General features: G+C 46.7%; 10 protein-coding genes and 1 riboswitch. Of the genes, 4 read left to right on the forward strand and 6 right to left on the reverse strand.

What is annotated here, in order from left to right:
• The first annotated feature begins 616 nt into the window (after positions 1-616).
• Entirely contained in the window at positions 617-2,143 is a 1,527-nt protein-coding gene (locus EBO34_RS14605) for an FAD-dependent oxidoreductase (RefSeq protein ID WP_122899803.1), read from the forward strand.
• A 239-nt stretch (positions 2,144-2,382) separates the two neighbouring features.
• On the opposite strand, the gene EBO34_RS14610 is transcribed toward EBO34_RS14605, so the two are convergent.
• Positions 2,383-3,657 carry an SH3 domain-containing protein gene (locus tag EBO34_RS14610; RefSeq protein ID WP_122899805.1) on the reverse strand — a complete coding sequence of 425 codons (1,275 nt, stop codon included), beginning with the start codon at positions 3,655-3,657 and terminating at the stop codon, positions 2,383-2,385.
• Positions 3,658-3,906: 249 nt separating this feature from the next.
• Positions 3,907-4,605: a tryptophan 2,3-dioxygenase family protein gene (locus tag EBO34_RS14615; RefSeq protein ID WP_122899808.1), complete on the reverse strand. Its 699-nt coding sequence runs from the start codon at positions 4,603-4,605 to the stop codon at positions 3,907-3,909.
• A gap of 495 nt (positions 4,606-5,100) precedes the next feature.
• On the opposite strand from EBO34_RS14615, the gene EBO34_RS14620 reads away from it, so the two are divergent.
• Entirely contained in the window at positions 5,101-6,003 is a 903-nt protein-coding gene (locus tag EBO34_RS14620; protein WP_122899810.1) for a hypothetical protein, read from the forward strand.
• A gap of 63 nt (positions 6,004-6,066) precedes the next feature.
• On the opposite strand, the gene EBO34_RS14625 is transcribed toward EBO34_RS14620, so the two are convergent.
• From EBO34_RS14625 to EBO34_RS14640, 4 genes are all read right to left on the reverse strand, one after another.
• Complete coding sequence (locus tag EBO34_RS14625; RefSeq protein ID WP_122899812.1) at positions 6,067-6,234, reverse strand: Fur-regulated basic protein FbpA; 168 nt, start codon at positions 6,232-6,234, stop codon at positions 6,067-6,069.
• 81 nt (positions 6,235-6,315) lie between these two features.
• A riboswitch (SAM riboswitch) is annotated at positions 6,316-6,426 on the reverse strand.
• Between the two features lie 115 nt (positions 6,427-6,541).
• A complete protein-coding gene (gene moaA, locus EBO34_RS14630) occupies positions 6,542-7,570 on the reverse strand; it encodes a GTP 3',8-cyclase MoaA (protein WP_122899814.1) in 1,029 nt (342 codons plus the stop codon).
• A gap of 409 nt (positions 7,571-7,979) precedes the next feature.
• Entirely contained in the window at positions 7,980-8,765 is a 786-nt protein-coding gene (gene fdhD / locus EBO34_RS14635; protein WP_122899816.1) for a formate dehydrogenase accessory sulfurtransferase FdhD, read from the reverse strand.
• A gap of 18 nt (positions 8,766-8,783) precedes the next feature.
• Positions 8,784-11,135, reverse strand: a complete 2,352-nt coding sequence (locus EBO34_RS14640; protein WP_122899818.1) for an FdhF/YdeP family oxidoreductase — start codon at positions 11,133-11,135, stop codon at positions 8,784-8,786.
• Positions 11,136-11,351: 216 nt separating this feature from the next.
• Between EBO34_RS14640 and EBO34_RS14645 the strand changes: the two genes are divergently transcribed.
• Together EBO34_RS14645 and EBO34_RS14650 are read left to right on the forward strand one after the other, a co-directional pair.
• Complete coding sequence (locus tag EBO34_RS14645) at positions 11,352-12,656, forward strand: mechanosensitive ion channel (RefSeq protein ID WP_122899820.1); 1,305 nt, start codon at positions 11,352-11,354, stop codon at positions 12,654-12,656.
• Positions 12,657-12,873: 217 nt separating this feature from the next.
• Positions 12,874-13,482 (forward strand): 2OG-Fe(II) oxygenase, encoded by a 609-nt coding sequence (locus EBO34_RS14650; protein WP_122900143.1) that lies wholly within the window; start codon positions 12,874-12,876, stop codon positions 13,480-13,482.
• The last annotated feature ends 61 nt before the right edge of the window (positions 13,483-13,543 follow it).

Below are 13,543 nucleotides of genomic sequence, written 5' to 3' on the forward strand. Positions count from 1 at the left end.
GCAACAATCTTTATGAACACGACACTCATGCTAATTTATTCAAACCATAGTGCATGAAAATAGGAATGCTGTCTTTTTCAGCTGAGTTATCCTTTTCCTATGATTTTCACAGCGCATCATGCGCAGTTAACGGAATACGCGAGACTCCTGCGGAAGTGCGAGACAGACGAGACCCCACAAGGGCCAAGCCCCGAGGAGGCTCGGCGCGAGTCCGCGGACAGAGAGCGTATTCCGTTCAACAAAGCTGAAATTCATTGAAGGGTTTTAAAATCATTCCTGATTCTTTTTCAGAACAGCCTATTATTATTTTATCGGTTTTACCGTCTCCGTGGCCCCCGCTCACCTCAGCATAAGATGGCCGGTTATGGAAATACATGTTTTAAATGGATTGGGAAAAGTTATGTGTGTATAGAAGGCACTGAAAAAGTTTGACCTTTAACTTTTTCAGTGCCTTCTAAGCAATGAGCGGAGCGGTTGCATGTTTTAAAATCCTGTTATGAGTGGGTTTCTCGTAACAGGCGAGCAACCGATGGAGCCATTGCCACTTTAATAAAAGCCACTGAGAAAATTGGTTTTCACTTTTTCAGTGGCTTCGTATACAAGAGGAGGCTGAACAATTATGAGCGAACACATGCCAAGATACCCGGAGCCGTTCTGGCGGAAGGAAAGTGAAACCACTGAGTACCCTGCACTTACCGATAATACAGACTGTGACGTTGCGGTCGTCGGTGGAGGGATTGCAGGAATTACAACTGCATACCTGCTGCAAAAAGAAGGAAAGAATGTCGTGTTAATTGATGCTGGAAAGCTCATTAACGGAACAACCGGTCATACTACAGCTAAAATCACGTCTCAGCACGGGCTGTTTTATGACGAGCTGATCAACCATTTTGGTAAAGAGAAAGCACGTCATTACTATGATGCCAACCAGGAAGGACTCGAGTTTATTGAAGAGCTGGTTAATGAGCTTTCCATAGACTGTGATTTCAGTCATGAAGATGCATTCGTATTTACACAGGATCCGGATGAAATTTTTAAGATAAAAAAAGAAGATGAAGCCTACCAGCAGCTTGATATTAACGGTGGCCTGATCGATGAAAAAACCTTGCCATTCTACACCAGAGCGGCGATTGTGATGCGTGACCAGGCCCAGTTTCACCCCGTGAAATACCTTAACGCCCTGACAGATGCGTTTATTAAAGCAGGAGGAACGGTTTACGAAAACACAACGGCCAGTGATGTCAAAACCGGTGACCGTCCTGCTGTGATCACGAGAGAAGGGCATGAAATCACGTGCGATCATGTGGTGGCTGCTTCTCACTTCCCTTTCTATGACGGAATGGGCTTTTACTTCGCCCGGATGCACGCAGAAAGGTCATATTCTCTTGCCGTGAAAACATCCAAACCAATTACTTCAGGCATGTATATTAATGCGGAGGATCCCAAGCGTTCGATTCGCTGCACACCGGCAGAAGACGGGTATTTGATGATTATCGGAGGCGAGAAGCATAAAACCGGTCAGGGCATCGATACGTCGAAGCATTACGACGCACTTGCAGCCTACAGCCGCGAAATGTTTCCCGATGCTGAAATCCTTTACCGCTGGGCAACTCACGATCTTATCACGATGGACAAACTGCCGTATATCGGCCACATCACCGAACGTCATAAAAACATTTTTGTTGCAACCGGCTTTCACAAGTGGGGTATGACGAACGGAACCATTGCAGCAAAAATCATCCGGGACGGCATTTTGGAAAAAGAAAACACGTACCGGGAATTGTTCACTCCCCATCGGATGAAAGCCGATCCGGGTATTAAGGAGTTCGTAAAAGAGAATGCAAACGTAGCTAAGTATTTTGTGAAAGGAAAAGCGGAGATGGTCCGCAGAAAACCGGAGGATCTGGCGAGTGATGAAGGCGGTGTTGTCACCGTAAAAGGCAAGCGTGCAGGAGCCTATAAAGATCCGGACGGCCTCCTCCATGCAGTGGATACAACTTGTACCCATATGGGATGTGAATGTGAATGGAACGACGGCGACCGAACGTGGGACTGCCCTTGCCACGGCTCAAGGTTCAATGTTCAAGGAGAGGTTATAGAAGGCCCTGCAGACAAGCCCTTAAGGAAGCTTGATTTGGAGTAAGCACGTCTATCTTCCGATAACGATAAGAGGGCGTCTGAAAAGGTAGAATACCCTTTTCAGACGCCCTTTAAATTAGTAACTGTGTCAAAATTTTGTTGAAGTAAAGTGTAATTGGAGCGAATGTGCGACACTACTGCGGGAAAAGTGTGTTGCGGGGCCCCGCAGGCGCAACACGCCGAGGAGGCTCCCGAACTGCCCGCGGAAAGTGCAATGAGCGGCAATCAAGATAAAACTCATTACTAGTAACCCGCCAGTTCACTCTCACTGCCTGCAATAATAATATAGGCATTGTCACCCAGCTCCTGCATAAGCATTCTCATCTGTGCTTCCGGAACCGACACACAGCCAAGGGTCGGAGTGCCGTTTGAGATGTGAAGGAATATCGCACTCCCTTTACCGCTTACCGGATTATGCGTATTGTAGTTGATTACCATGGCGTACTTATACTGATCCCTGTATTTGATCAGGTGTTCGTCGTGGGCATGAGAAGATTCCCGCTCCTGCCACGTATTGTATTCAGGATCATTCACATTGGAAATCCAGTAAGAGTTGTCTGTAATCTGCCTGAACGATTTCTTCGTTCCGGGATTTTCGGTTCCAAAGGCAAATCCTAAACGGTAAGCGCCAGTCGGTGCTTTCCGGTCTCCCTCAACCTTGTTTGCACTCACACCGTTGCTTCCTACAAATCCGTTTGTCGACATCTCCTTGTTCCAGGTGCCTCCGGACTTTTTCCAGTACTCCACCTTCGCACTTCCTCCACCGGTGCTCACAACAGTGAGAATCTGATCTGTATTGGAAGCTGTTTTCGTTCTGGCGACAGCCGGCAGCTCCTCTTTCTTTTCTTCTGTTTTGGTTTCTTCTGATGAACTGGACGGTTCCTCTTTCTCCTGCTCCTCACTACTCTCTGAAGTTGATGAGGCTGCCGGTGAAGATGTGCTGCCCGGGGAACTCACAGCTGCCTTCACTTCCACCTTCTCCTCTCCCAGGAAACTCCCGCTTACAAACCCTTCCTGTCCCTGAAACTCAAACCTGAACCAGCCATTTGGTGTCTTGCCGTCGACTTTTACAGGTTCATTCTGTTTTATCTGTCCGATCACGCCGTAGCTTGTTCCCCCTCCTGACCTCACATTGATGGAAGGAGCAGTTATGTAGTACGTTCCACTGGCGTCTGTGACCTCCTGCTGTTCAGGAGCGGTTTCCGCCGGAACCTCATCTTCTGCCTGTGCAACCTCTTTCGTCTGTGGTTTCTCATCTTCCACCGGCTCTTCTGCCCTGTCGGCTGGTTGTTCCAGCTCCTCTTCTATTGTGAGAGTCTCTTCTTTTCTGTACATACCAAGATCACGCTCCCTCTTCGGCTGAATGTTGCGATATCCTTCTGCAATAACGATGCTGTCGTCACTTACATTGAAGTCTGTTTCTTCCTGTGCCTCTCCACTTTCTTCTGCTCCTAAGCCGCATCCTGTTAAAACAATAATAATCATCACTGTTACGATTAAAGACAACCTCTTTTTCAACGGAAATTTCCTCCACACTCGTTATTTTTTCAGACTATTCAGCATTATTATAACATGGAAAACAATGTAAAAAAGAAGTTGGCTCAAAAGGTCGTTTATTCCCTTTTAAGTCAACCTCGAAGTAATGAGTGGAGCCGCTTTCCTCATTAAAAAAGCCCGGCAGGAGTGGATTTTCCCCTGCCAGGCCAGCAGTGTGTGGAGACATTCCAATCTGCCTGGACCTTTTGAGACACATTCTTCTTAATCCAGTCAGCCTTTCTTTTCTCCAAGAGGGCGTGGGTTATAGCTCGAGCCTGTAAGGTCAGTAAGGTCACTGATGGCCTGCCAGAGTTCAGGGTAAAATTCAAATTTCGCCCCTCTTTCAAGCATCTGCGCCGGTACTCCTTTCAGGCTCTTTGTATTTAATCCGATCATCCGGCGTACAAGCTGGATGTGCTGATGTCTGAACGACTGAAAGCATTCGTCAAAACGGGTAAGCCCCTGCATGAGCTGAAACAGCTCAAAACGGTCTTTTGCATTTTCGTGGAGGTCAACCACACTGACGGACTCCGCCTCAAGTAATGCTTTAAACGGCTCCCAGAGAGTCGGGCCCAGTTTCAGAATTTCATTGAAGCCGGGGGAGTCCTGTCCACTCCCTCTTCCAAGAGCAAGGCGAATTGTATGGTAATCCCTCGGACTGATAACCTTGACCATATCAAAAACAGGAGGCAGATGCTCCAAATGCATCGTGACCCTCTGCAATTTCTCTGTTGCCTTTGTAAGTTCCGCTTTTCTCATGTGACTGTCAGCCTGATGAATGTATTGGATAATCAGTTTAAAGTGAAGCTCGGAAATCTGATGAATAACTTGAAAGGTTAATTCTTCGTCACAGCTTGCAGTATCCTCTGAGACTTGTAAGTTTAAAAGTTCATCTGTCCGGATATACTTCTCGTAATCTGTTTTTCCCATTTGTAATCCCTCCAATTTTTCGCAGAGCAGCCAAAATGTAAGCGCATACACTTCCAATTACTCATTCTACTAGAGATTTGTCCACCAGGCTACTTAAAATTTCGAAATTTCCGACTTGCAAATTATAGAAGATTTATCGTTATAAAGATGGGATCGGGTATTTTTTTGCTAGCCTATAGGTCATTTTTTCCTCTATTGCTATTGGCATCTGCGCCTTTTCACGTAAAATTTACGGTGCACCACTTTTACCATTTACGCTGTTCACATAAAGTTTGTTGCTTTCAGTCTTTTCTCTTTATCACAGTAAAGCAGAACAAACCTGCACCCTTTGCTTTTCGCGGTGGTGCCGGCAACTCCTCAAGCTTAAGCTCTGTGAGGTCTTGCCTGGCCCTCACAACCGCAGGAATCTCGGGCACTCCGCCTTCATTACCTTTTGCAGGAAAAGCAACAAACTATCCAAAACAGCCTTTATTTAACCGCTGGGAGAGAAAAACAATGAAACGAAGTACAGCATTAGTAACTACAGGATTGCTTAGCGCAGCAGTACTCACTGCCTGTTCCGGCACAGAATCAGAGTCGGCAGGAGAGAATGTAAACGAACCGAATGACGGGATCCATGACGAAAAGGAGCCATCCGATGTTGCAGAAGATGAAGATGTGGAAGAAGTTCACGAAACAGAGAATGAACAGGATGAACCAATAGACGAAGAGCCCTCTGAAGAAAATACGGCAGATGAGATTGAAGAGCTGGAGGAAATTAAAGAAAACGAAGAGAATGAGGAAACCGCTGCAGTCGAAGAGCACGATCAGGACACTGCAAAGGAGATTGCAGAAGAAAGCGAAACCCTACAGGAAGCTCCCGCCTATACTCTGATTGATCAGGAGACCATAGATCAATTTGATTTTAATCTTGAGGAGAGAGAAGCGGAATTCGGCCTCACGGTGCTTGTCCCTTCTTTTCTCCCACATAACTTTAATGAGGATAACGCTATGCTGATCCTCGGATCAGGCCATCACTCCTCCTTTCTCAGCGTAAATGAGGCAACGGCAGAAGATTACCTGGAGGATTTCGACCTTGAAACAGAAAAGGAAAAGCATATGGAAAAAGAGCAGGAGAAATCAGCCCAAAAGCTCGACGTTGTTGACGTAGAGCTGGAAGACTACCCTCCCCTTGCCGAAACCTTTGATTATTACCTCGTCACGTCCGGATACATAGAAGGAAACGACCTCCCCGTGCCGAACCAGTTTCTAAACACTGATACGGCCTTTCATACGCTGGTAAGAGTGGAAAAAGACCGTCGGATCATCTTCACATTTAATTACGAACTGGAAAAAGAAACGGACGCTCTCATAGCCGAGTTCCTCCAGATAGCACAAAGCATCGAAATAAATGAGTAAAGCAAAGAACCCCGGAGGCAGAAGCCTTTGAGGTTCTTTTTTTCAGGCGTTTTCACGCCCTCTTCATACTTCCTGATGACGGGTCGCCACATGGGCATATTCAGCTTCAAGCTCGCGAAGTGTCAGGTGATACAGCTGATGGCCGCCTATTTTAAATACACCTTTGTTAAGTAGTTTTTCAATCAATTCCTGGCGGCGGCTTTCAAGGTATTCCTCTGCGTTCTTACTCACAATCCCTTCCTCCTTGTTTCAGGGAAAAAGAAACCCCTCTTCCAACGTAAGGTAAGAAGAGGGGTTTAATCCATGTTCCCCTTCTTATTTTCCGGTCTGCACTGAGCAGCCAGCAGGATTTAGCACGGTATTGAAGTTCAATCCGCTGCCGAGGCTTCCAAGGGCCAGTCCCTCCACCTCTCTTAATAAGAAGATTACGCGTTGTTAAACAGGTTTGACCTGTCGTCTCCTGCTTAAACAACAGCTTTATGAAATTTTTATCCATCATTAATTTCGAGTATACCGATTGACATTTCAATCGTCAAGGTTACCCGCCAATATAGGACATTTCAATCTTCGGGCCGGCCTGTCTTTCTTTTACAGATGCTTTGGTACGCTCATCTGAATAGCGGTCATGCCGGTGTTTCCACACATCTGACAGAAAGGAATAAAGGGCTTCATCATCACCCTCCGACCTGAGTTTTTCACGAAGATCTGTTCCTTTTTGGGCAAATAAACAAGTAAACAGCTTTCCGTCTGCACTTAATCTTGCTCTTGTACAGCTGGAGCAGAAGGAGTCCGACACAGAGGAGATTACACCGACTTCCCCGTCACCGTCCATGTAACGGAAGCGGTCTGCTACTTCTCCGTAGTAGTTCGCTTTAACAGGTTCTACCGGGTAAGATTCGCACAGCTTGCGGATGATTTCTTTTTTGGATACCACACTGCTGTAGTCCCAGCCGTTTGTATTACCTACATCCATAAATTCGATAAACCGCACAATCACTCCGGTCCCTTTAAAGAAGCGGGCCATGGGGATAATCTGTGATTCGTTTGCCTCTTTTTTTACAACCATATTCACTTTCACCGGAAGCCCCACCTCCTGTGCATGACGGATTCCTTTCAGCACCGGCGCCACCGGGACATTTCTCCCGTTCATCTGTTTAAAGATACGGTCTTCAATGGCATCAAGACTTACGTTAATCCGGTCAAGCCCTGCTTCTTTGAGCTTTTCTGCCTGCCTTGTTAAAAAAACACCGTTTGTTGTTAAGGCAATATCGTTGATTCCTTCGATTCTTTTAAGCTCTTTTACGAGGAAGTGGAGATCTTTCCTCAGGAGGGGTTCTCCTCCGGTAATACGGATTTTTTCAACACCCATCTTTGCAAACTGGGCTGCAAGTCTTGTAATCTCTTCAAAAGAAAGAAGCTCGTCTTTTTTCAAAAAGGGAAAGTCCGGTCCGAACACGTCTGCCGGCATGCAGTATGAACATCTGAAGTTGCACTGGTCGGTTACTGAAATTCTTAAATCCTTCAGAGGCCGAAACAAGGAGTCGTATACTTTTGATCGTTTTTGCATGAGGAACACTCCTTTCCCTTAATGATTAAGCTCTGTTAGTGTTGATTTCCGCTCCTTTTCGCTCCCTTCCGCGGGCGGTTCGGGAGACTCCTCGTGCTTCGCGCTGTGGGGTTTCCCGGGAACTCGCTCCTCCCGCAGGAGTGTCGCGCAATCGTTCAAATCAACACTTTTTTATAAAACAACAATGACCTTTAACACACTCACCCATGATATTTAAATTCGCACCAAGTCGCATGATAATTGGCATGTTGCCGGTTTCTGCAAGCTTATCTTTCTCCTCGTACTTTCAACGCATGTGCGTAGTTGATGCGTCACTCCTGCGAAAGCGCCAGTCCGGGGAAAGGAAGCGTATTTCGTTCAACAGCAACCTTCGCAGAAAGTCTCCCTGGTTTTATTTTCAGTCTTACTCTTACCCTTCGATTCGCTCAGGGTGTGAATAAACGTTGAACCGCCCGCCCCTGACAAACCCGACTGCCGTGATGCCGAGATCCTCTGCAAGGTCAATGGCAAGTGACGTCGGGGCTGATTTCGAAATGAGAATACCTGCTCCGATCTTTGACACTTTAAGGAGCACTTCCGAAGAAATCCGTCCGCTGAAGGCAATGACTTTGTCTTTTAAGGTTATCCGGTTGGCAAGACAGTGACCGTAGATCTTGTCCAGGGCGTTATGCCGGCCGATGTCTGAACGGGAAAGCAGAATATCCTCCGTCGTACATAAAGCGGTATTGTGAAGGCCTCCGGTTTTTTGAAAGTCTGACGAACCTTCCTGCATTTTTTTCATCAGGCTGATAACCTGCTCCGGAGTTATTGTTGTTTTTGTCGTAACGGTTTTTGCTGTTTGTACGTCGTTGTGAAAATAAAACTGGCGGCTCTTTCCGCAGCACGAGCCGATCACCCTTTTCGTCACAAAATCAGCGGAGGAGATCTTTTTATTTTTAAGGGTCACATAAGCATAGCCTTTGCCTGTGTCTACGGTGAGAGACTCAATGTCCTCAGGTAAACGGATGAGCCCTTCAGAAGCGAGAAAGCCAGTGACGAGTTCCTCCATATGGGAAGGGGTACAGACCATCGTGGCAAACTCCTCGTTGTTAACACGTACTGTAAGAGCTGTTTCTGTTGCTATCGTATCACGGAGGTTTACCAGTCTGCCATTTTTATATTTTACGATCGCCCGCTCGTGCATGATCTTGCCCATAATCGGTTACGCTCCTTTTCAGCTCAGTTCAGTTTCCAGCTCTTCTATGCGTCGTTCTACGTATTTCGTATCCTTTTTCGCATGAAATGTTTCAGCCTTTTCCACGACTACAGCCGTATTGTATTCCGGTATACCAGCGTATTGTTCATATACCCCTTTTGGAATCAGCACATTCCCCTCCGGCCAGTAAACCTGGATGTTGCCTTGTTTTGTATCATCTACTTTTGCACGCCCGTGATAAACACCGTATTTGTTGTAGGCCACGATCGCTTCCCCTTCTTTGATTCCCAGCTCTTCACAGTCCTTGGCATGAAGGAGAATATCATATCTGCCGGCATTGTTGTTGGGGTCTTTTTCACTGTAGATCATGGAATTAAACTGCTTTCCACGTCGGGTCGTCACATAGAAATGTCCTTCCGGCTTTCGAAGTTCGGGAAGAACGATCGGAAGCAGGTTTCCTCTTCCATCCTCCGTCGGACACACGCCTCCCTCCAAAAGCCATGCTCCGCCCCACTGAAACACATCCCCTTTTTTATAAAGGTGCTGAATTCCGTCGTACATCGGGTGGGCTTTTGCAATTTCGTTTCTGATCTCCTGGGCGTTTTTAAAATCAATAAGCTCACTTTTATATGGCTTGACCCGTTTGGCAAGGTCCACGTAAATTTCCCACTCAGAGCGGGCTTCTTCAATGCGGTGCCCTTTAATTTCAGGAGAAAAATAAACCATTCGCTCCGTTGATGTGGACGTTCCGCCGCCTGCCTGTTCATAGCGTGTGGCTGCAGGAAGAACGATGACTTCCTCTTTTGCATCGACGAGAGTTGAGGTGTTTAAAATGATGTCCTGGTGAATACGAATGTCAACGTTTTGGAGACACTTCTCCACAAAGGCAGGGTCGGGCATCGTCTCCAGGAAATTGCCCCCTGACGTATAAAAGACTTTGAGTTTTCGTTCGTGATCCTCAGGAAGAACAGCGTTTTCCAGAGTAACGCCTACGATATCCCCCTGCCAGTCCGGTATTTCAAACCGCCATAGCTTCTGGACGCGCTTCCGGTTTTTTTCGTCAAATTCTCCGCCGGGAAGGACAAATGGATCAGCCCCCATCTCACCGGACCCCTGTACCCCGGAGTGACCCCGTATCGGCATGACTCCGCAATGCTCCCGTCCGAGAAAGCCCCTGAGCATAGCCAGGTTCGCAACCTGGGAAATGTTGTCGGTACCAAAACGGTGCTGGGTAAGACCCATGGACCAGACAAAGACCCCGCTTTTTGATTTGGCTAAAAGCTGTGCAAACTCAAGCATGCGTTTTTTTGTAAGGCCTGAAGATTTCTCGAGGACATGCCAGTCCTGTTTTTCCACGTGGCCTTTAAGGTCGTTGAATCCGTTCGTGTGTTCATTAATAAACCTGCGGTCAATGGCTGAGCCGGGGTTTTTCTGCTCCATCTCAAACCAATGTTTCATTACGCCGTTCATAAAGGCGATATCCCCGCCGATATTAACCTGATACACGTCATCGGCAAGCTTTGTACCGAACAAAGCACTGTCCGGGATCGATGGAATCCAGTACTGATCCATTGACGGCTCCCGGTACGGGTTAATCATAATGATTTTTGTCCCTTTTCGTTTTGCCGCGTACATGTATTTTGTTGATACCGGCTGGTTATTGGATGCGACCGATCCCCAGAATACAAGAACGTCCGTCCCGATCCAGTCCTGGTAATTACAGCTCGATGCTCCGATCCCGAGGGAGCGTTTGAGGGCTGTTTTACTCGGGGAATGACAGATCCTGGAAGCATTGTCAATGTTATTCGTCCCTAGAAAACGAGCGACTTTTCCGGCTGCATAATAAGATTCATTCGTAATCCCCCGTGCAGTCAGAAAAAACGCCAGCTGTTTCGGGTTAATCGTTTTAATTTTCCCGGCTACACGGTCGAGAGCCTCATCCCAGCTGATTCTCGTAAACTTCTTTTCCCCCGGTTTTCTTGAAAGGGGATAAGGGATACGACCCAGCTGTCTCAATTCGGAGCTGTTCATTTTCTTTAACTCATCTATATCCTGAAATAAAATGTCGTCTTTGATCGCCGGCATTGTATTTAAGCGCAGAACGTTAAGCCTTGTCGTACAGATGTGAGGGCCGGACAGGGTCTGGTCATATAAACCAGCCACACCGAGAGCGCAGCCGTCACAAACCCCCTGGGTTAAAATCCGCGTCGCGTAAGGCAGGTTATCCTTGTTATCCCAGACAACCTTGGCCGTATCACGGATATGCTTTGGCTTTACTTTCCCAAGGCCAAAGGGAACCATGCTTACCCAATGCTTCGGATCCGGTGTCTTCGGCAGCTTCATCGGCCCCTGATGCTTCGTTTTCCCCATACCAATCACCCTTCTCTCTTATTCTCACGCACTTTGAAAACGCATACACCAAGTATAACACCGGGGTCTGTCCCCCGCACAATTTTGTGTAAAATTGTGGTATAAGGAGGGCCGTTGGTACCAACATTAACCAAAACCATGAAAAAGTGATTAATTCTTGTTTAGATACTCCATTTACAGGATATTGGTCTATATTCTGCAATAGGAGTGATTGTATTGAATAATGTATCAAACAGTTTTGAATCTGCACTGGCCTCGCTGGTTCAGGCGATCCCAAATGTCATTGTTGCACTGCTCTTATTATTACTCGCATACATAGTAGCGAGCCTGGTACGAGGTGTTATCGTTAAAGGATTCGGTAAACTCGGTGCCCCGCGCGGTTTGGTTAAATCACGCGTCGTAACATCCGAAGAACAGGGAAGAGACGTCTTAAGGTCCATCGGAAACGTATTCTTTTTCCTCATTTTCATTCTCTTCCTCCCAAGTATCCTGGATGCATTGAACATGCAGTCAGTGGCACAGCCAATTACAAATATGGTCGAGCAGTTCCTTGCTTTCCTTCCTAATATCTTTGCGGCTGTCGTGATCCTCGTTATCGGTTTCTATATTGCAAGGCTCGTACGAAACCTTGTTCACAACCTTTTATTGAGTTTAAATATTGATCACTGGTTTAACCGCCTCGGTCATACTCAAACCAGAACTGCCGCACCGGCTGATTCCGCTGCACCTGCAGCCCCTGGTGAAAAGCCGGCTGCACAGAACAAGATCACACTTGCTAAAATTCTCTCCAATATTGTGTTCGTTGTCATCATGATCCCAATCGTAACTGTGGCTCTTGAAACATTAAGCATTCAGACCATTTCAGAGCCCATTACATCAGTGCTGAACACTGTACTCACGATGATTCCAAATATTTTTGTGGCAATTATTCTTGTGATTGCAGGTTACTACCTTGCTAAGTTCATCTCAGATCTGCTTATCAGCCTCCTGCAGCGTACAGGAATTAACTCGGTTTATGATTTCATCGGTATTGAACGCGGAGACAGCAAACGCTTTGACCTTGCCAACATCATTGGACAAGTTGTTAAAGTACTGATTATTGTCTTCTTTACAGTTGAGGCCTTAAATGTCCTTCAGCTTTACGTACTCAATCAGATCGGTAATGCCATTATTCTTTACCTGCCTATGGTTGTCAGTGCTTTACTTATTCTGGGGCTTGCAATCGCTGGGGGAACACTGCTGCAAGGCGTGATCAGACGCTACACAAACAGTCCGTTCTCAGCTGCACTTGTAAAGTACATTGTCATCATCTTCGCAGTGTTTATGGCTCTTGATCAGCTCGGATTCGCTACAACCATCGTCAACATCGGCTTCCTGCTCATTCTTGGCGGTCTAAGCATCGCATTTGCCATCTCCTTTGGTATCGGCGGACGTGACTTTGCCAAACGTAACCTGGACCGTTTTGAAAGAAAAATTCAGCGTGATTCCAACGATCCAACAGACGGACCACCATCTATTTAAACGATCATAAAAAGCTGTGCCGGTTTTCTCCGGTACAGCTTTTTTTAATTCAGCCTTTGTTACATGAAGTCGGTATGCTCCCCCTTGAAAGTTCACCTTAAAGACACTTGATTCACCAAATTAAAAAGCCTTTTAATCACCGGTTCTGCTACACTAAAGAAAACGGATTCATATCCGTTAAGGAGGAACCTGGTTGAATCAAATTAAAGAGCAGTCGATGTTTTCTTATTCCGGAGGTTCACTGGAAGTGAACGGACGCCAAATGAACCTGAAACGACTTTCAGAAGAACCTGTTGTCGCTGTTTTTGAAAACGTCCTCGATGATGAGGAGTGCAACGCCATCATCGAATTGAGCCGCGGAGAACTGAAGCGGTCCAAAGTTGGCACCGATAAACAAGAACACGCTATGCGCACGAGCCGTGGCGCGTTTCTTGATGATCACCATTCACACGTTATTTCCGAGGTAGAGAACCGCCTTTGCGCCATAATGGGCATGCCCCTCTCCCACGCCGAGAACCTGCACATTCTGCATTACCGGCCTGGTGAGGAATATAAAGCTCATATGGACTCCTTTACCAAACCTGATGTCAACAACCGGATTGCCACAATGGTTGTGTACTTAAATAACGTGGAAGAAGGCGGGGAAACACTATTCCCGAAGCTTGGTATTTCCATTCCGCCAAAACGTGGAACTGCTTTGTACTTTGAATACTTCTACAACGACCCTAAAATCAATGCACTCACCCTCCACGCAGGTTCACCGGTCATTTCCGGCGAAAAGTGGGCATCCACTCTCTGGGTTCGCCGTCAGAAATTTCGCACATAACAGTATAAAAAAGAGTGCCGGTCATTACGTCCGGCACTCTTTTTTATCGGGGGCATAGCAT

The organism is Alteribacter keqinensis, assembly GCF_003710255.1.
Taxonomy (GTDB): Bacteria; Bacillota; Bacilli; order Bacillales; family Salisediminibacteriaceae; genus Alteribacter; species Alteribacter keqinensis.